The sequence below is a fragment of the Paraburkholderia monticola genome (assembly GCF_001580545.1).
GTDB classification, from domain to species: Bacteria; Pseudomonadota; Gammaproteobacteria; order Burkholderiales; family Burkholderiaceae; genus Paraburkholderia; species Paraburkholderia monticola.
In genome coordinates, this window is sequence record NZ_LRBG01000039.1 from 86,094 (window position 1) to 105,227 (window position 19,134).

Genomic DNA, 19,134 nt, shown 5'->3' on the forward strand with positions numbered 1-19,134 from the left:
TGACGCAGGCTCAGCCGGCGCCCGCCTCCAGCAGTGCCCGGCAATGCCGCGAGATCTGTCTTTCCTCCTCCGTGTGCAGCACCCTCACCTTGCCGCCCGGCTCGTTCTCGACGAGCCCGAGGAACGCGAGCCCATCGCACACGCGCCGCCGAACCTCCACGCTGTGCTCGCCGATCCCGCCGGTCAACACGAGCAGATCGATGCCGCCGAGCAGTGCCGCGTAGCCGCCGATCGTTTTGCGCACCGCGGTCGCGAACGCATCGAGTGCGAGCGACGCGCGCGCGTCGCCTGCCGCCACGCGCTTTTCGAGCGCCTGCATATCGCTTTCGCCATCCGCATAGCCGGCGAGACCGCTGTGGCGATTGAGCAGCGTTTCGAGCGCATCGGCGTCGAGGCGTTCCGCGCGCATCAGATACAGCAGGACGCCCGGATCGAGGTCGCCGCAGCGCGTGCCCATCGGGATGCCGCCCGTCGGCGTCAAGCCCATCGAGGTATCGACCGAACGACCATCGAGCAGCGCGCACACGCTCGAGCCGTTGCCGAGATGCGCGAACACCGCGCGCGACGGCAACGCGTCGCCGAGTTGCCGCACCAGCGATTCGTACGAGAGCCCGTGAAAGCCATAGCGGATCACGCCGGCGTCCGCATAGCGGTGCGGCAACGCGAACTGCGCGGCGCGCGGCGGCAGCGTCGCGTGAAACGCGGTGTCGAAGCACGCGAAGTGCGGCGCGTCGCCGAAGATCTGCGTCGCCTCGTCGATCAACGCGAGTGCCGGCGGGATATGCAATGGCGCGAAGTGCAGCGCCTCGCGCAACTGCCGCCGCACCGCCTCGGTGATGCGCTGGTGCGTGCGCAGATGCGGGCCGCCATGCACGACCCGATGCCCCACCGCCGAGGGGCGCGCATGATGCTGTCGCGCGAGCACCTGCGAGAGCTTCTGCAAGGCGTCGGTCTGCGATTCGAGCAGATGCTCCTGCTGCAACAGCACGCGGCCGTCGGCCGCTTTGATCCGCAGCCGGCCGTCGTCGCGGCCGATGCCTTCGGCCGCGCCTTCGAGCAGCAGCGTTTCGTCGCCGTCCCGTTGTGCAAAGAGCCCGAACTTCAGCGACGACGAGCCGCTATTGAGCACCAGAATCGTCCGTTCCTGATCGTCGTTTTGCATGACGTCCTCGCTCAGCCTTTCCAGGTCCAGTTGCGGATTTCCTCCTTGTCGATCCCTTCCTCGTGCGCATACGCGAGATGCTCGATGATCTGCCCGCGCAGCCACTCCTTCGTGTGATCGCCGACGCCGCTCAACGAAGGCACGCGGTCGATCGCATCGATCGCCAGCGTGAAGCGATCGACCCCGTTGATGATCGCGAGTTCGAGCGGCGTGTTGATATTGCCCTTCTCGCGATACCCATGCACGTGGATGTTCTCGTGATTCTGACGGTTGTACGTGAGCTTGTGCACGAGCGTCGCATACGAATGGAAGTTGAAAATCACCGGCTTGCTGGTCGTGAACAGCGAGTCGAAATCGCGGTCGGACAGTCCATGCGGATGCGCATGCTCGGGCATCAGGCGGAACAGATCGACCACGTTGACGAAGCGGATCTTCAGCGTCGCAAAGCGCTCCTTCAGGATCTGCGCGGCGGCGAGCGCTTCCATCGTCGCGATGTCGCCCGCGCACGCGATCACGACGTCCGGCTCGACGCCCTGGTCGGTCGAGGCCCAGTCCCAGATGCCGATGCCCTTCGTGCAATGCGTGACGGCCGCGTCCATGTCGAGATAGGTCAGATGCGGCTGCTTGTCGGAGACGATCACGTTCACGTAGTCGCGCGTGCGCAGGCAGTGATCGGCAACGCTCAACAGACAGTTCGCGTCGGGCGGCAGATAGATGCGCACGACGTCCGGACTCTTGTTCGTGACCACGTCGAGAAAACCCGGGTCCTGGTGCGTGAAGCCGTTGTGATCCTGGCGCCACACGAGCGAGGTGATCAGCAGATTGATCGACGGCACCGGTTGCCGCCAGCCGAGATCGCGCTTGGCCTTTTCGAGCCACTTCGCGTGCTGGTTGAACATCGAGTCGATCACGTGCACGAACGCCTCGTAGGTCGCGAAGAGGCCGTGGCGGCCGGTCAGCACGTAGCCTTCGAACCAGCCTTCGAGCGTGTGCTCGCTGAGCATTTCCATCACGCGGCCAGCGGGCGACAGGTCGCCACCGTCGGCATCGCTCGCTTCGAGCCCGGCGAGCCAGGTCTTGCCCGAGGCTTCATAGACCGCCTGCAGCTTGTTGCTCGCGGTTTCGTCGGGGCCGAACAGCCGGAAGTTCGACATGTTGTTGCGCATCACGTCGCGCAGGAACGTGCCGAGCACGGCGGTCGGCGAGGTATTCTCCGCCGCCGGTTTTTTCACGGCCACCGCGTAGTCGCGAAACGGCGGCATATCGAGCATCTTGCACAGCAGGCCGCCGTTCGCGTGCGGATTCGCACTGATACGGCGCGCGCCTTCGGGCGCGAGCGCGCGCAGTTCGTCGACGAGCCGGCCGTTCGCGTCGAACAACGTGTCGGGGCCGTAGCTGCGCAGCCACTCCTCGACGATCTTCAGGCTCTTGCGGTTGGTCGCCGGATCGAGCACCGGCACCTGATGCGCGCGCCACGAGCCTTCCACCTTGTGACCGTCGACCTCCTTCGGCCCGGTCCAGCCCTTTGGCGAGCGCAGCACGATCATCGGCCAGCGCGGCCGCGTGGTGTCGTTGTTCTGCCGCGCATGTTGCTGGATCGCGCGAATTTCGCCGATGCATTGTTCGAGCGTCGCGGCCATCTGCTGATGCATCGTGGCGGGGTCGTCGCCCTCGACGAAATACGGCTTGTGGCCATAGCCGACCATCAAGGCTTCGAGCTCTTCCCGCGGAATGCGCGCGAGCAGCGTCGGATTGGCGATCTTGTAGCCATTCAGATGCAGCACCGGCAGCACGGCACCGTCGCGGATCGGGTTCAGGAATTTGTTCGAGTGCCAGGAGGTGGCGAGCGGACCGGTTTCCGCTTCGCCGTCGCCGATCATCACGGTGACGATCAGCTCGGGGTTGTCGAACGCGGCGCCGTAGCCGTGCGACAGGCTGTAGCCGAGTTCGCCGCCTTCGTGAATCGAGCCCGGTGTTTCCGGCGTGCAATGCGAACCGATGCCGCCGGGAAACGAGAATTGCCGGAAAAAGCGTCGCATGCCGGCTTCGTCCTCGCTGCGGTCCGGATAGATCTCCGAGTAATGCCCTTCCAGATAGCAGTGCGCGAGGCTCGCGGGTGCGCCGTGGCCGGGACCGGACAGATAGATCATGTCGAGGTCGAGCTTGCGGATCAGCCGGTTCAGATGCACCAGCACGAAACTCTGCCCGGCGTCGGAGCCCCAGTGACCCAGCAACCGGTTCTTGATGTGCTCGGGTTTCAGCGCTTCGCGCAGCAACGGGTTGTCGCGCAGATAGATCATGCCGACCGACAGGTAATTGCAGGCTCGCCAGTAGCGGTCCATGTTGCGCAGTGTGTCGGGGTCCAGAACTTGTGGCGGGGTGGATTGCGAGCTTGATTCGGCCATGGCGTCACTCCTCGAAAAGGACTGTCAGGCTGGTTGGCGGATGATGGTGGTGGCCGCCTCGGTGCACGAGGCGGCATGCTCGGATCGGGCATCGCACGGTCCGTTGCGCTCGAAACGAAGCCGTGCTGCGCGAGTCAAATGTATTAAGCTGCTCAAACCGGGGGCGAACGCTCGTCCCTCACAGTATGTCGCGCCGAATGTGGCATTCGTACTGCACTGCCCGTGCGCTACGTGCTTTCTTTTCGTGTTCCTTTGTCTCAGGTCAATGGCCGCCATGTCGACATCTCCCAGTGCGCTCAAAGTGCTTCTGAACCTGGTCCTTACGCTGGTGTTGCTGTGCGTGGGGCTCGCCATACCGGTCGGCATCTTCGGGCTGCTGGTCAAGCTGTTCGGCCACGGCTAGCGCGGCGGCGCGCGCGTTCGCGTGCGCACGCGAGTGCGGCTGAATGTGTATGCTCGCTGAAAGACCGGGCGCGGCGCTGGCGTCGCACCGCTTTCTCATTACACGGAGCTTGCCTTGACCGACCAGACCAATCACCCGTCCCCTGCACAGCCCGATCCAGAATTGGAGGCGCTCGCGCGGGAAGTGTTCGATCTTGCGCGACGCGGCGATGCGACGATGCTCGCCGCCGTCATCGAAAAAGGCGTGCCGCCGAATCTGCGCAACGAGCGCGGCGACACCTTGTTGATGCTGGCGAGCTACCACGGTCACGTCGACGCGGTGCGCACGCTGCTCGACCAGGGGGCGGATGCGAACCTGCGCAACGACGCGGGACAGACGCCGATCGCGGGCGCCGCGTTCAAGGGCTTCGACGAAGTGATCCAGACGCTGCTTGCGCATGGCGCGGACGTCGAAGGCGCATCGCCCGATGGCCGCACCGCGCTGATGATCGCGGCGATGTTCAACCGCACCGCGATCGTCGATCTGCTGCTCGCGCACGGCGCCGACCCGCATGCGCGCGACGCGAACGGCGTCAGCGCGGCTCAGGCCGCCGCGCGCATGGGCGCGGCTGAGACCCAGGCGCGCCTGAAAGCGCTCGGCGCCTGACGTCACGACTTTTCCGCGAGTTCACGAATGAGGCGGCGCGGCACGCAAGCGCCGCCTACTTCCCCTTCGCGCTGCGCAACAGACTCTCCAGGCTGATCTCCGCCAATTCGCCAATCCGTTCGATCGTCACGTCCGCGGGCGGATTGCTGGCGATTTCCTTCGGATCGAACGCGTAGTGCCCCTGGCGCGGAAACACGGTCGTCAGCTGGGCGCCCCATACCTTCTTCATCGCGCTCAGAATCCGCAGCTTGTCGTCGACCATCACGTAATGGCGCGCCGGATAGCAGTCCATCACCTGATCGAGCATCAGCTCCTTGTGGATGTAGATCAGCACGCGCCCGTCGACTTCGTCCCACAGGCCCGAGCGCGAAATCTTGCGCGGCTGGAACACGACGTCGCCGTCCGACAGGATCACCGTCGGCCCGTACTGGCTGACGTGCCGCAGCGCGTCGAGCGCTGCCGGGTAGAGCCGGTTGGCAAACGGATACTCGATCAGGAACGACGACATCAACAGCAGGCGCGTGTCGCGCGGATGCTCGGTCCGGTAGCGTTGCAACGCGCCGAGGTAGTCGGCGTAACCGAGCTCGACACGCAGGTTCTCGAAGATTTCCCAGTAGCGCGCGCTGTTCTCCTCGCCGAACTGGCCCATCATGTGCGCGCGCAGATCCTGCAGCACGTGATCGTTGTCGAGCAGCGTGTTGTCGCAATCGAACAGAAACACGACGTCGTGCGGCGTGGTGGTGGTGATGGGCATCGCGGCTCCTTGTGATGGGCTACTGCTTACCGCCGTCCGGCGCGGCGGGTTTTTCCGCATGGCCCCCGAAATCGTGCCGCATCGCCGACAGCACGCGGTTCGCGAAATCGGCTTCCCCGCGCGAGCTGAAGCGCGCGAACAGCGCCGCGCTCAGCACCGGTGTCGGCACGCCCTCGTCGATGGCCGCGGCGACGGTCCAGCGTCCTTCGCCCGAATCCGACACGCGGCCCGCGTAGCCTTTCAGTTCGTTGTCGCCTGCAAGCGACCCGGCGATCAGGTCGAGCAGCCACGAGCCGATCACGCTGCCACGGCGCCAGACCTCGGCGATATCCGCCAGGTTCAGATCGTATTGGTAAAGCTCGGGACGGCGCAGCGGCGAGGTCTCCGCGTCGGCTTCGCGCGCCTGCCGCCCGGCATCGGCGTGGCGCAGCACGTTCAGGCCCTCGGCATAAGCGGCCATCAGCCCATACTCGATGCCGTTATGGACCATCTTGACGAAATGTCCCGCGCCTTGCGGGCCGCAATGCAGAAAGCCCTGCTCGGCGGTGCTGGCGCCCGCCGTCCGGCCCGGTGTCGCGCTCGCCGTGCCGGTGCCCGGCGCCAGCGTCGAGAAGATCGGTTCGAGCCGTTTGACCACCTCGGCCTCGCCGCCGATCATCAGGCAGTAGCCGCGCTCGCGCCCCGCGACGCCGCCGCTCGTGCCGACGTCCACGTAATGAAGCTGGCGCGCGCCGAGCTGCTGGCCGCGGCGAATGTCGTCGTGATAGTAGGAGTTGCCGCCGTCGATCACCACGTCGCCCGGTTCGAGCAGCGGCACGAGCTTGTCGAGCGTCGCGTCGACCACGGCGGCGGGCACCATCAGCCACACGGCACGCGGTTTGGTCAGCTGCGCGACGAAGTCTTCGAGCGAACTCGCGCCGGCGATGCCTTCCTGCTTGAGCCTGTCGACCGCCGCCGCCTGCACGTCGTAGACGATGCATTGCTGAGCGCCCTTCGTCAGGCGCCGCACCATGTCGGCGCCCATCCGTCCCAATCCAATCATGCCTAGCTGCATAGCTCCCTCCGAAAGATCGCACTGCGCTGTCCGATTTTCTGGTCGTCGTGTGACGGCGGCGTGGTTGCCCTTAAGCATAGGCGCTGTGTCGTGACCCGCGCCGAATGGGTCGAAACAAGCCGCACTTTTTTGCAGAGGCGCCGCGCGGCTCAAAGTTCCGCGCGGCTGGAGACGTGGCGCGTGGGGACCAATGGGACCCCGCGGCGGCGTTACCCCGTCATTCGCTACGCTCGGGCACGCGCGTGCCGCGCCGCGCGGTCAGCTTCGCGTATTGCGCGGCCGCGAAGCGCTTCACCGCGCGCCACATGACCGGATACTGATAACCGGGCACCGCGAACAGCACGAACGCGCACAGCGCGAGCAGTCCGCAGAACAGGAACGTGCCGCGAAAGCTGAACGCCTGCACGAGCAGCCCCGACAGCACGCCCGAGAGGATCGAGCCGACCCGCGCCGCGTTGAAGAACAGCGCGGTCGCGCGGCCGGGCGAATGCGGCATCAGGTCCTGCACGTAGGTCATGCCGAGGCACGAGGTCACGGCGACCACGAACGCGTTGAGCATCTGCATCGGAATCAGCACGCTGACATTGCCCGCCAGCGACATCGCGACGAAGTACACCGCGTGCACGGCCGCGCACGCGGCGAGCCAGTTCGGCTTGTGCAGCGACGACGACTTCGCGCCCAGCGCGAGCATCATCGGGATTTCGGTCAGCGCGCCGAGTCCGAGCATCACCGACACATCCAGATGCGTGCCCTTCAGCCCATGCACGATGTAGAGCGGCAGCACGATCATCGTCGCGTTCGCGGCGAGGCCGAGCAAGGTCAGCGCGGTCACCGAGCGCATGATGTCGTTCGCCGACGCGGTCGGCAGCGTTTCGTGCGCATCCTCGCCGGGCTGCCTCAGCGGCGGCACCGTGATCGACGCGGACGGCTCCGACGCGGTGTCCTCGACCGTGTGATCGCCGAGATGGCTGCGGGGCTCGCGCATGCGCCAGACGATCAAGCCGCACGTCGCAAAGCTCGCGGCCGCGAACAGGAACAGTCCGACGAAGCTGCTGGCGGCCAGCACCAGCGCGCCGACCGAAGGCCCGAACACCCAGGCGGCCGACAGGATCGTGCGCAGCGTCGCGCTGGCGAACACGCGCTCGGCCGGGTCGGGCACGGGCAGCGCCGCGCGGCTGAACGAGAACACCATCGAAATCGCCGAGCCGCCCGCGCCGATGAACACGATGCCGACCACGAGCAGCAGCCGGTAATCGCGCACCACGCATAGCGACAGGTAGCCGAGCGCGGCGGCGATCAGGGCGGCCAGCAACAACGGTCGATGCTCCCCGCTGCGGTCGCTCCAGCGCCCGGCGAGCGTACTCGCGAGCACGCCGCTCGCGGCGATCAGCGTCATGAATATGCCGAGCCGCAACGGCGTCATGCCGGCGCGTTCGATGCCGAACAGGGACAGATACGGTGCGGTGAAGGACATCGCCACACCGAGCATCAGCGTGGCGGCGGCGAGCGGCTTGAAGCCAGGAATGCGAAGCAGGTCGAAAAAACGCGCAGTTTTCAACACGGGGACGGTGGGTCAGGTGGAGCGGGCCTCGCTGCGCATCGAAGCGCCGCAAGGCACGATAGTCGCCGCGGGTTCGGGGCCGGAACGACGGGGCATTATCGACCCGGAGCGCCGCTCGCGTAAACCCGCGCAGAGCCGTCCCAAATTCGTGTGCGCGTGTCCTGTCGTGACGATGCGTGCCGTTAGCAGCACGCTGCTCGCACGCTCGGCGCTACTTGCCCTCAGTTGCGCGCATTTGCTGCGCCTGAGCCTTGTAGTCGTAGGTCGGATAAAACTCGGTGCGATAGCCGCCCCACGCGGTCGACTCGATCGCGCGATTCACTTCGCGCAGCCGGCTCGCGGGCACGCGCAGTGTCACGACCTGGCCGATGCCCATCATCACGTACCACGACACGACTTCGATGCCGGGCGGCGGGAAGGTCTTGAAGAAGCCCTGCGCGCGTAGTTGATCGTTGATCTGCGGCAGCGGCTTCGATTCGTCGTGGCGCAGGAAGATCGTCAGCAGGAAGGTGTCGTCGGCGGGGGCCGAGGCTGGCGCGGCCGCGGTCGTGGCGGCAGGCGCTGGGTCGGCACCATAGGCGAGCGGCGCGATGGCCAACGATGCGGCCAGCGCGACCCCAGGCACGCCACGACGCAGCGACGCGCTCCACGTCGGGAACCGCTCAGCGCAAAAACCAGCGAATGCGGATGCAATCAGCATGAAACGCCTCCATGACGAATTGAATTCAGCTTCGATGACCGGCGCAGCAAGCCTCGCACCAGTGCGAGCGCCTCACACCACGACGTAACCGCGCTGTTCGAGCGTCCAGCGATGCCAGCGGTTGCCGTACACGCCGCAGCCGAGCGCGAACACGATCGACAGCACGAAGCCGAGCAGATCGGCCGTCTCGCCCCACAGACCGATGCCGAGCAGGATCACGTTGATGCCGAGCATCACGAACGCGGCGAACCACATCCGCTTCGACAGCGCCCAGATAAAGCCGAGCAGGCACGCGCCCCAGCTGAAGCCGGTCGCGACCTCGATAGGGTCCTTGTGTTGCGGATGTTGCAGATAGATTCGTGCGTTCATGGTTTGCCAGGTGCCTTGCGATGACGCGACGCGTCGATCGATCGGTCGAGCACGCGCGCCCCGCTTTTTAACACGCCGCGGCGAAACTACGCGCATCGACCGCGCATCTGCCGCGCATCTGCCACTCCCGGCCGCCGCGCTGACGATCCCCGGCATAGCTGCTACCCTTGGCAAATAACCGATCAGCAGCGGAGCACGCATGACCTCCCCGACAGCTTATTCCCCGCAAGCGCCGACTCGCGCCGAGCTCGACGCGCTGCCCGGCGTCACCGTCGTCGAATTCGGCACCAACTGGTGCGGCATTTGCCAGGGCGCGCAGCCATCGATCAGGCAGGCGCTCGCGCCGCACGCAGGCTTGCGGCATCTGAAGATCGAGGACGGTCCCGGCCGTCCGCTCGGCCGCTCGTTCAAGGTCAAGCTGTGGCCGACGCTCGTGCTGATGCGCGACGGTGCCGAAGTTGCGCGCGTGGTCCGGCCACGCAACGCCGAGGATATCGAGGATGCGTTCGCCTCGCTTTGATTCGCGTTGGGCGTAGCGGCCCGTTCTCCAACGTCGGCCCCCTCTTTTATCGTCTCCATTCGTCATGCGCCAGGTCATCCATCACTTAAGCGTCCAGGCCCGCGGCCGCGGTCTGGTTGAATTTACCGACGACGCGCGCCGCTTCGTCGACGACACGGACATCCGTACCGGCCTGCTGACGGTGTTTTGCCGGCACACGTCGGCGTCGTTGCTGATTCAGGAGAACGCCGATCCATCGGTTCGGCGCGATCTGGAACGTTACTTCGAAGCCGTCGCCCCTGAAGACCGCGAACGCTACGAGCACGACACCGAAGGCCCCGACGACATGCCCGCGCATCTGCGCACGGCGCTCACGCAGGTGCAGCTATCCGTGCCCGTCGAACATGGCCGGATGCTGCTCGGCACGTGGCAGGGGCTGTATCTGTTCGAACATCGGCGCCACCCGCAGCCGCGCGATATCGTGTTGCATCTGCTCGGCGAGTGACGCCGCGCCATCGCCAGTTCGCCCACCGTCACGCCAAGGAATCTGTCACCGCCTTCTCTGTCGCATACCGCATCGAACGGAGCCTACCCAAGGGAGCACAGCTCATGGACACCCGTAGCGAGTTGCAAGCCACCGTCAACGCAATGGTTCAACCCGGCAAGGGCCTACTCGCCGCCGACGAAAGCGGCCCGACCATCGCCAAACGCTTCAAGACGATCGGCCTCGAATCGACTGAGGAAAACCGCCGCGCCTATCGCAACCTGCTGCTGACGACCCCCGGTCTCGGCGAGTTCGTGAGCGGCGTGATTCTCTACGAGGAAACGCTCGGCCAGAAAGCCGACGACGGTACGCCGTTCCCGCAAGTGGCCGCGGCGAACGGTATCGTGCCCGGCATCAAGGTCGACCTCGGCAAGGTGCCGCTCGCGCTCGCTCCCGGCGACGAGATCACTGAAGGCCTCGACGGTCTCGCCAAGCGCTTCGTCGATTACAAGCGGCAAGGCGCGCGTTTCGCGAAGTGGCGCGCGGTCTACAACATCACGTCGAGCCTGCCGAGCCGGCTCGCGATCGAGGCGAACGCCGACTCGCTCGCGCGCTACGCCGCGATCAGCCAGGCGGCCGGCATCGTGCCGATCGTCGAACCCGAGGTGCTGATGGACGGCGACCATACGATCGAGCGCTGCGCCGAAGTGACCGAGGCCGTATTGCACGAGGTGTTTCATGCGCTGCATCGGCATCGCGTGGTGCTCGAACATATCGTGCTGAAACCGAGCATGGTGCTGCCCGGCTCCGAGCATCAGCAGCCGTCGAGCACCGCGCATATCGCGGCGGCGACCGTGCGCGTGCTCAAGCGCACGGTGCCGTCGTCGGTGCCCGGCCTCGTGTTCCTGTCGGGCGGACAATCGCCCGAGGAAGCCACCGTCAATCTCAGTGCGATGAACCGGCTCGGCGCGCTGCCATGGAACCTGAGCTTTTCGTACGGGCGCGCGTTGCAGGAGCCGCCGTTGCAGGCGTGGCGCGGCCAGCCGGGCAACGTGAAGGAAGCGCAACAGGCGTTGCTCAAGCGCGCGCGTCTGAATGGCGCGGCCGCGCTCGGCAAGTACGACGCGACGATGGAAAAGGATTGACCCAGGACTAGATCGCGATCCGCCGGCAGCCGCGTTCCTCGACGTGCGCTGCCCGGCGGATCTGTCCGCACGGCGCTTCCACGGTTTCCTCAGCGCTGCTGGCTCAGGACTCCACCCCACCCAACGCCTGCCGCTGCGACTGCGCCACGAACGCCTGCGCGTCGCGCGCGGCCTGCACCACTGCCGCCATGCCGAAGAACTCGTGCGTCGCGCCGCGATAGTTGCGATGCTCGACCGGCACGCCCGCGCCGTGCAGCTTCTCCGCGAGCTTCTCGCCGTCCGAGCGCAGCGGATCGATGCCCGCGGTCACGATCGCCGTCGGCGGCAAGCGCGCGAGGTGCGCGCTGACGACGTCGATCAGCGGACTCGTCAGATCGCTGTCGCCATTGATGACGTTCTGCAAGAACCACAGCATCATCGCCTTGTTCAGCGGCTTCGCATTGCGGTTCTCCTCGTACGAGATCGACACGATGTTGTTGCTCGCGACCGGATAGATCAGCGCCTGATGCAAGGGCATGCGCACGCCCTCGTCGCGCGCGCGGATCGATACGTTGATCGCCAGATTGCCGCCGGCGCTCTCGCCCATCACGGCGAGTCGCTGCGCGTCGCCGCCGAGCGCCACCGCGTTGTCGATCAGCCAGCGCCATGCGGCGAACGCGTCGTCGTGCGCGGCGGGCAAGCGATGCTCGGGCGCCTGACGATAATGCGCGGACACGACGATGGCCCGCGTTCGCGCGGCCATCGCGCGCGGCGTCGCGTCGTAGGTGTCGAGATCGGCGAGCACCCAGCCGCCGCCATGGAAATACAGAATCACCGGAAACGGACCGTCGCCTCGCGGCGCATACACGCGTGCCGGATTGGTGCCGGCATGCCCGTCGCCCCCGCACGGAATCACGATGTCCTCGGTACTCACCGCATTGGGCTCGGCTACAAGACGCGCGCCGAACGCTGGATCGTCGATCAGCCGGTTGACCGCGTCGGACGCCAGCGGCTGCTGTCTCGCTTCGGTGACCGAACAATCTTCGATCGGTTTGGGGTGAAGGCTTTTCAGTGCATCGAGCACGGCCTTCATATCGGCATCGGCGTGACCCGTGGGGTCGAGGCCGATCATGCCCTTCAGTGTATCGGCGAGTGTCATCTGAGCGCTCCTGATGGATAGCCGTTGGGTTCGTGATTCGACACGAAGCACGGACCCATCGGAGGCTTCGATCGCGGAACGCTCGACAGCCATGCCTGTTGTCGGCACGAGCAAGGGCTATACCCACGCCAGCGGCCTGCAAAAAAAGGCTGGAGCCGACGCGCCGGACGATGCCCAACGCGCGGCTCCAGCCGCCTTGCTGCGTCGATACCCTGCGCTTACTGCCCCTTCGTGTCGCTGCTCGCGTTCGCGCCCGGCATGTTGGTCGTGTCGGTCATGGGCTTCTTCGCCTTCGAATGCTTCTTCATGTGATGCTGGGCGGAAGATGCGGCCGCGTCGCCTCCCTCGCGCGTCGAGGTTGCGGCGTTGGTGTTCGGGTCGTTGCCGGCCGGGCCACCGCCGCCCCCGCCGCCAGCGCCCTGGGCCATCGCGAGCGACGAAGCCGCGAGCAAGGTGGAAACGAGCACTGCGTGTCTGATCTTCATGGCGATTCTCCTGGGTGTCGAGAGTGTCGGAAGGACGCGGGCGCAGGATGGCCGCGCGCCGATACCTCGCACTCTATTCAGCAAGGGGTGTGCCGCAGCACAGCAAGACAGGAGAAGCTCGTGGACGCGAAACGCAATGGGGTCGCGGCTTCAGCTGCCGCAAGCCACCAGCGCATGCAGTTCGTCGATATTGAATGGCTTCGCGAGAATCGCGATGCCGAGCCGTCGCGCGCGATCGAGTTCGTCGGCGTAACCGGTCATCAGCGCGATCTTCTGCGACGGCCAGGCGCTGCGGACCTTTTCCGCGAGATCGATACCGTTCAACCGACCCGGCATCTGAATGTCCGACAGCACGAGCTCGAAGCGCTCGCCGGCGCTCAGCACGTCGAGCGCCTGGTCGGCGGTCGGCTCGTGGCGCACCTCGCAGCCGAAGGTTTCGAGCACCGCGGTCACACCGGCCGCCACCTCCTCGTTGTCCTCGACCAGCAGGACGGCCCCGGCCGTCGTCGGCAGCGGCTCGCGCGCGTCGGCGCCGGCCAGCGCGGCGCGCTCGCGATAGCGCGGCAGAAAGATCCGCACCGTCGTGCCGCTGCCCGGCACACTGTCGATCTTCGCGGTGCCGCCGGCCTGCTCGCACATCGCCAGCACCTGGGCGAGACCGAGGCCCGTGCCCGAGCCGCGCAGCTTGGTCGTGAAGAGCGGCTCGAACGCGCGTCGCGCGACGGCGTCGGACATGCCCTCGCCGTCGTCGGAACAGGCGATCAGCACGTACTCGCCGTCCGGCAGCAGCGTATCGCTGCCCACCAGCCGATTGTTCTGGCAACGGATCACGAAGTGCCCGCCGCGCGGCATCGCGTCGCGCGCGTTCATCGCAATGTTCGTGATCGCGAACTCGAGATCGGTCGGATCGGCGAACACTTGCCATAGGCCCTCCGGCATCCGCAACGACAGTTCGATCTGCTCGCCGAGCGTCGCGTCGATCAGCGGCGCGGCGCCCGGCAACCAGCGCGCGAGTTCGACGGGCTCCTGCTTCTGCGGCTGCTTGCGCGCGACGCTCAACAGACGCCGAGTCAGCGCTTCGGCCGTGGCGGTGGCGCGCTCGACCGCGAGCATTTCCTTCTCGAGATCGTTGTAATGCTTCAGCCGCGCGAGCTCGACGTTGGCCGACACCACCATCAGCAGGTTGTTGAAATCATGTGCGACATGGGCGACCAGATTGCCGAGCGCGCCCATGCGCTGCAGCTGCCGGCTCGACGCCTCGACCGACAGCCGCATCGCGACCTCGCCCTGCCAGCGCTCCCACGCGCGCCGCTCCGCTTCGAGCTGACGCAGCGAATACAGCACCAGCGCCCAGATCGCGATGCAAGGTAAGGCCGTCAGCGCGGCGATCGTGAGGAAGTGGGTGCGCCACGCGGCCACGATCGACGCTGTCGCGTACGCGCTCATCACATACAACGGATAGTCGCCGACGCGCCGGAACGCGAGCAGCCGCTCGACGCCGTCGACGCTCGAATTCAGACGCACATGGCCAAACAGCTGCTTGTCGCGCAATGCCGACATGAACGCGCTGTGCACCGAGAGCCGCGCGCCGGACGGCCACGACGGATAGCGCACCAGCAGATTGCCGTCCTGCCGGTACAGTGCGAGCGCGAGCGACGGGTCGCCGTCGGTCAGCTCGCGATAAAAGCGCGAAAAGTATTCGTTGCGCAGCGCCACCGTGACCACGCCGAGAAACTGGCCATTCGCGCCCGAGCGGCCGATCGCGGTGGTGAACACGTCGGTCTTCGACAGCGCGCCGAACATCGGCATCGAGAAATACGGCTGCGGGCGCATCGCCTTGGCGGCGAGAAAGTCGTCGCGCTGGCCGATCGACACGGCTGGCGTCGGATAGGCGACGCTCGTGGCGAGCAGCTCACCGTTGATGCCGAGCAACGCGATCGACGCCACCTGCGGAAAATCGCCGCCGATGTTCTGCAGACGCTCGTGCAATTCGGCCGCGCGCGCGCGGATCTGCGCGTCGTCCGAATCGCCGAGCAGCTCGATCACGCGCGAGGCCATCTGCCGGTTCAGGTCCAGCACCTTGACGGCCTGCTCCTCGGCCACGCGCGCGAGGCGGTCGATCATATCGTTCGCATCGGCGATACGGCGCTGGTAGTCGAAGTAGCCGTAGCCCACGAGGCAGGCCAGCGGAAACACGATCGACACGGCCAGCACGATCAGCAGCATGCGCCGCGTCGCCGCGAAGTTGCGCGACGGCATCGGCACATCGACTGCGACACGTTCTGCTCGCTGCACGGTCACCTGCTCCATCAAATTTGCATACGGCCAGGGAAGGTATGCCTGCGAATACGCACGCTGCTGTTCGCGAGCTAATTCCCCTGCCTCGAAATTTACAGCAACTCGACCTATCTTCCCAAGCAGGTTCGCAACATCAGTTCGGCTACGCGGGCGGGCACAGCGATTGCTGCCTGATTGCTGGCTGATGGTGTGCCCATCTCCGTCACCGCTCGCGAGGCGTTCCCGTGCGCGTGCGAGCCCTTCCTTTCGCGAGGCTTCACCATGTCCACGCTTGCCCGCCGCGTCGCGCGGCTATCGGAATTGCCGGCGGACCGCGCCGTGCGCGTGACCGTGGACGACACGCCGATCCTGCTCGTGCGCGATGGCGACACCGTCCATGCGTATTCACCCGATTGCCCGCATGCGGGCGGTCCGCTCGAAGAAGGTGCGCTGTGCCACGGCCGCATTATCTGTCCGTGGCACAAGGGCACGTTCGACGTCGCGACCGGCAACGTGCTGGAGCCGCCCGCGCTGCTGCCGCTCGATCGGTACCCGGTCACGCTCGCCGGCGACGAGGTGCTGGTGTCGGCGGAAAAGATCGCTCGACCGGAACCGGCGACGCACACGCCATCCGATGCTGCCACCGCGCAAGCAAAGCACTACGTGGTGATCGGCGCGGGCGCCGCGGGTGCCGCGGCCTGCGTCACGTTGCGCGAGTGCGGCTTCGACGGCCGCATCACGCTGATCGGCGACGAAGCGCACGCGCCCTACGACCGCACGTCGCTGAGCAAATTCGTGCCGTCGTTTGAAATGACGCCCGCCGACGTGCCCCCGCTGTTGCCGCCCGACTGGTGGCAGACGCACGGCATCGAGCGGATCGTCGCGAAGGTCGCGCGGCTCGACGTGCCTGCGCGCACGATCCATTTCGAGGCCGGCGCTGGCGGCGGCGAGCCAGGCATCGAGCCGCTCACCTACGACACCGGGCTGCTCGCGACCGGCAGCACGCCGAAAGTGCCCGACCTTCCCGGCTGCGAACTCGGCGGCGTGCACGTGCTGCGACAACTCGACGATGCCGCCGCGCTGATCGAGGCGCTCGGCGAGGACGCGTCGCAAACGCGCGTTGCGATTCTCGGCAGCAGCTTCATCGGCCTCGAAGTCGCGTCGGCACTGCGCCAGCACGGCGTGCCCGTCACCGTGATTTCGCCGGACCAGGTACCGTTTGCAAAGCAGTTCGGCGAACGCGCGGGCCAGATGTTTCGCGCGCTGCACGAAAGCAACGGCGTGCAGTTTCATCTCGGCGCGAAGGTCGCGTCGATCGAGGGCGAGGAAGGCAACGTCCACACGGTGATGCTCGCGAGCGGCGAGGCCATCGCCGCCGATGTCGTGTTGCTGGGCACGGGGGTCGCGCCGGCCACCGGTTTCGTCGACGGACTGCCGTTGCAGAAGGACGGCGGCGTGGTCGTCAATGCGGGCATGCAGGCCGCGTGCGGTCTGTATGCGGCCGGCGATATCGCGGTGTTCTCGCTGCACGAGAACCAGGAGCCGGTGCGTATCGAACACTGGCGCGTCGCGCAGCAGCACGCGCGCATCGCCGCGCAGAACATGTGCGGCGCGCGCAATCGCTATGTCGATGTGCCGTATTTCTGGACCTATCACTACGGCAAGAACTTCGAGTACCTCGGCCATGCGGGCGAGTGGGACGAGATCGTCGTCGATGGCGATCTCGCGCATCCCCCGTTCATCGCGCTCTATGTGCGCGACGGCAACGTCGACGCGTTGCTCGCCTGCGAGCGCGAAGCGCTGACCGCGCGGTTCTCCGATGCGATGCGCGGCGGGCTGTCGCGCGCCGAGGCGCTCGACATCATCGGCGAGGCGAAGGCCGGGCACGACAAGCCCGCCGGTCAGACAGGCACTGGCGGATAGTCAGCCCTCCTCGTACTGCGGCTCCGCAATCATCGTTCGCGTCGCGTCGATGTGCCGGCATGCAGCGAGCATCTGCTGCAACGAGGTGACCGAGCAGTCCGCTCCCATCGAGCCTTCCGGATCGGCATTCTCATGCTCCGACTCCGCGGGCGTCCATAGCCCGACCACCACCGACACCTTCGGCAATCGCGCGCGAATGCGCCGGATCAGATAGCGCAGATGCGGAGGAATGCCGTCGATCTGCAGATACAGAATGCAGACGATGCCGACATCGTCCGCCTCGAGGCTGTCGATCGACGCGCGCGACACCGCCTCGTGCGGCAGCGAGCGCGCCGCGAAGCCTTGCTTGCCGAGTAGCTGCAACAGGATGGTCGTCGCGAGCGCGTCGAGGGGACCACGGCCCGGCAGGCATAGCACCCGGCTCGTCGGCGCATGCCACGCGACCATTGAGGCAGTGGTGGAAGGTTCGAGGATCGGCGGTTGCTCCGGAGTGTGCGTTTGTCCTGGCGTGACCGAGGTGGGACTGATGCTTTTCTTCGTGGCGTCGAGCGGCTCCGACATCTCTTGCGTGGGCTGCGTTTCGTCGGGCGGCGCAATCGGCCCCATGGCACCCCAGTTTGCCTGCGTCGTCAGCGGCGCAGGCTCGCGATCCTCGTAACCGTCGAGGCCGTCGACCAGATCGTTGGTCGTTGCTTCGATGCGCGCGAGCTGCGCGCTCGTCACGCTGCCGCGCGTCACGTCTTCGGCCGCGAGCCGCAAGCCCTTGATCGCGACATCGTCGTAGTAAGCCGACAACGAGCGATCGCGCAACAGCACTTCGGCCTGCTCGATCGCTTCATCGGGGTCGCCCGCGAGCGCGCGTTGATAGAAGTTTTCGACCGGCGTCAACGCGGGCTGATCACCGAGCAGCACGTCGAGAAACTCGAGACGCCGCACATGCCGGCCGACTACCAGCAAACACAGCGTCAGCGGTGTCGACAGGATCAACCCGATCGGCCCCCAGATCCAGCTCCAGAAGATCGCGGCGACCACCACCGAAAACGGCGACAGTCCGGTGCTGCGTCCGTACAGCAACGGCTCGACCACCTGCCCGACCGCCAGCTCGGCGACCACGAACAGCACCAGCGACCAGATCGCCATCGCCCAGCCCGGACTGACCGCGGCGGCGAGCGCGGTGGGCAGCGTCGCCGCGATCCAGATGCCGACGTAGGGCACGAGCCGCAGCAGCGCCGCGAGCACGCCCCAGAGGATCGGGCTCGGCACGCCGATCAGAAACAGCCCGGCGCCGATCATCACACCGACACCGGCATTCACGCCGAGCTGCGACACGAAATAGCGGCTCAGGCGCCGCGCGGTCTCGTCCATCACGGTGGTCGTGCGGTGCAGGTCGCGCGAGCCGAACAGACGGATCGCGCGATCGCGCAGATCGTCGCGTTGCAGCAGGATCACGATCGTGACGACGAAAACGATGAACGCGGTTTCCAGCGGACTGATGGCCGGCGACAACACCCGCCGCGCGAGCTCGAACGGCGTCGGCACCGGCTCGCGCACTTCCACCGGCACCGCCGCCGACGCGTGCGGGGTCGCCGCGGCGGCCGCGCCGTTCGGCGCGGGAGGTGGCGGCGGCTCGATCGTCGCGCGCTGCAACGCCTGCCCCGCCTCGCTCGCGAAACGGTTCAGCTTGCCGATCGTCAGGCTGTGCACGGCGTCGAGCTTGTGCTCGATGGTCGCCTGATAGCGCGGCATGCCGGCCGCGAGATCGGTCAGCTGGGTGGCGATCACGGCGCACAGCAACGCGATGACCGATACCGAGATCAGCACCGCCGCGCACGCCGACGCGACATGGCCGAGCTTGAGACGAGCCAATGCATCGGCGAGCGGCGCCACGAGAAAGCTCAGCAGGATCGCGAGCGTGATCGGAATCATCACGGCGCTCGCGACGTACAGGCACGCCACCGCGATCACGGCCACGCCGAACGTGACGAGGCCCTCGATACCGAATGCGGCGGACGCCGCCTGAATGCGCGCGGCCGGTCTCGTGCCGCGCGGCTCGGGTATGTCGTTCATTTCAGGAAGCGGAAATCCGGCAAGAGGCAATGGGCGTTTCGCCGCGCGCTGCGCGGCAGCCCA

At 66.5% G+C, this 19,134-nt stretch carries 17 protein-coding genes; 6 read left to right on the forward strand and 11 right to left on the reverse strand.

What is annotated here, in order from left to right; genetic code table 11:
* Nucleotides 1–10: 10 nt before the first annotated feature.
* Nucleotides 11–1,162: an acetate/propionate family kinase gene (locus CI15_RS31500; RefSeq protein WP_062136543.1), complete on the reverse strand. Its 1,152-nt coding sequence runs from the start codon at nt 1,160–1,162 to the stop codon at nt 11–13.
* 11 nt (nt 1,163–1,173) lie between these two features.
* Nucleotides 1,174–3,567: a phosphoketolase family protein gene (locus CI15_RS31505; protein ID WP_062136546.1), complete on the reverse strand. Its 2,394-nt coding sequence runs from the start codon at nt 3,565–3,567 to the stop codon at nt 1,174–1,176.
* 274 nt (nt 3,568–3,841) lie between these two features.
* On the opposite strand from CI15_RS31505, the gene CI15_RS38135 reads away from it, so the two are divergent.
* Complete coding sequence (locus CI15_RS38135) at nt 3,842–3,970, forward strand: hypothetical protein (protein WP_277621245.1); 129 nt, start codon at nt 3,842–3,844, stop codon at nt 3,968–3,970.
* A gap of 114 nt (nt 3,971–4,084) precedes the next feature.
* Nucleotides 4,085–4,615 carry an ankyrin repeat domain-containing protein gene (locus tag CI15_RS31515; RefSeq protein ID WP_062136552.1) on the forward strand — a complete coding sequence of 177 codons (531 nt, stop codon included), beginning with the start codon at nt 4,085–4,087 and terminating at the stop codon, nt 4,613–4,615.
* A gap of 55 nt (nt 4,616–4,670) precedes the next feature.
* Here the strand turns inward: CI15_RS31515 and CI15_RS31520 are convergent, their stop codons facing one another.
* The 5 genes from CI15_RS31520 to CI15_RS31540 form a co-directional block, all read right to left on the reverse strand.
* Nucleotides 4,671–5,369: an HAD family hydrolase gene (locus CI15_RS31520; RefSeq protein ID WP_062136555.1), complete on the reverse strand. Its 699-nt coding sequence runs from the start codon at nt 5,367–5,369 to the stop codon at nt 4,671–4,673.
* A gap of 19 nt (nt 5,370–5,388) precedes the next feature.
* Complete coding sequence (gene gnd, locus CI15_RS31525) at nt 5,389–6,423, reverse strand: phosphogluconate dehydrogenase (NAD(+)-dependent, decarboxylating) (RefSeq protein ID WP_062136557.1); 1,035 nt, start codon at nt 6,421–6,423, stop codon at nt 5,389–5,391.
* A 217-nt stretch (nt 6,424–6,640) separates the two neighbouring features.
* On the reverse strand, nt 6,641–7,984 hold the full coding sequence (locus tag CI15_RS31530; RefSeq protein WP_062136560.1) for a sugar efflux transporter: 1,344 nt from the start codon (nt 7,982–7,984) through the stop codon (nt 6,641–6,643).
* Nucleotides 7,985–8,195: 211 nt separating this feature from the next.
* The gene (locus CI15_RS31535; RefSeq protein ID WP_241495999.1) at nt 8,196–8,684 is read right to left on the reverse strand and encodes a hypothetical protein; all 489 of its coding nucleotides are present in this window, start codon (nt 8,682–8,684) and stop codon (nt 8,196–8,198) included.
* A gap of 72 nt (nt 8,685–8,756) precedes the next feature.
* Entirely contained in the window at nt 8,757–9,053 is a 297-nt protein-coding gene (locus CI15_RS31540) for a DUF2628 domain-containing protein (protein ID WP_062136563.1), read from the reverse strand.
* 199 nt (nt 9,054–9,252) lie between these two features.
* Between CI15_RS31540 and CI15_RS31545 the strand changes: the two genes are divergently transcribed.
* From CI15_RS31545 to CI15_RS31555, 3 genes are all read left to right on the forward strand, one after another.
* On the forward strand, nt 9,253–9,573 hold the full coding sequence (locus tag CI15_RS31545) for a thioredoxin family protein (RefSeq protein ID WP_062136566.1): 321 nt from the start codon (nt 9,253–9,255) through the stop codon (nt 9,571–9,573).
* A 64-nt stretch (nt 9,574–9,637) separates the two neighbouring features.
* A complete protein-coding gene (locus CI15_RS31550; RefSeq protein WP_062136569.1) occupies nt 9,638–10,057 on the forward strand; it encodes a secondary thiamine-phosphate synthase enzyme YjbQ in 420 nt (139 codons plus the stop codon).
* A 104-nt stretch (nt 10,058–10,161) separates the two neighbouring features.
* A complete protein-coding gene (locus tag CI15_RS31555) occupies nt 10,162–11,181 on the forward strand; it encodes a class I fructose-bisphosphate aldolase (protein WP_062136572.1) in 1,020 nt (339 codons plus the stop codon).
* A 103-nt stretch (nt 11,182–11,284) separates the two neighbouring features.
* Here the strand turns inward: CI15_RS31555 and CI15_RS31560 are convergent, their stop codons facing one another.
* The 3 genes from CI15_RS31560 to CI15_RS31570 form a co-directional block, all read right to left on the reverse strand.
* On the reverse strand, nt 11,285–12,319 hold the full coding sequence (locus tag CI15_RS31560; protein ID WP_062136575.1) for an alpha/beta hydrolase: 1,035 nt from the start codon (nt 12,317–12,319) through the stop codon (nt 11,285–11,287).
* Between the two features lie 218 nt (nt 12,320–12,537).
* The gene (locus tag CI15_RS31565) at nt 12,538–12,804 is read right to left on the reverse strand and encodes a hypothetical protein (RefSeq protein ID WP_062136578.1); all 267 of its coding nucleotides are present in this window, start codon (nt 12,802–12,804) and stop codon (nt 12,538–12,540) included.
* A gap of 150 nt (nt 12,805–12,954) precedes the next feature.
* A complete protein-coding gene (locus tag CI15_RS31570) occupies nt 12,955–15,099 on the reverse strand; it encodes a hybrid sensor histidine kinase/response regulator (RefSeq protein ID WP_241496000.1) in 2,145 nt (714 codons plus the stop codon).
* Nucleotides 15,100–15,363: 264 nt separating this feature from the next.
* Here CI15_RS31570 and CI15_RS31575 point away from each other — a divergent pair, with 264 nt between their 5' ends.
* Complete coding sequence (locus tag CI15_RS31575) at nt 15,364–17,004, forward strand: FAD-dependent oxidoreductase (RefSeq protein WP_062136584.1); 1,641 nt, start codon at nt 15,364–15,366, stop codon at nt 17,002–17,004.
* Here CI15_RS31575 and CI15_RS31580 read toward each other — a convergent pair whose 3' ends face one another.
* Nucleotides 17,005–19,071, reverse strand: a complete 2,067-nt coding sequence (locus CI15_RS31580) for an AI-2E family transporter (protein ID WP_062136587.1) — start codon at nt 19,069–19,071, stop codon at nt 17,005–17,007. It lies immediately after the preceding gene.
* Nucleotides 19,072–19,134 lie beyond the last annotated feature (63 nt).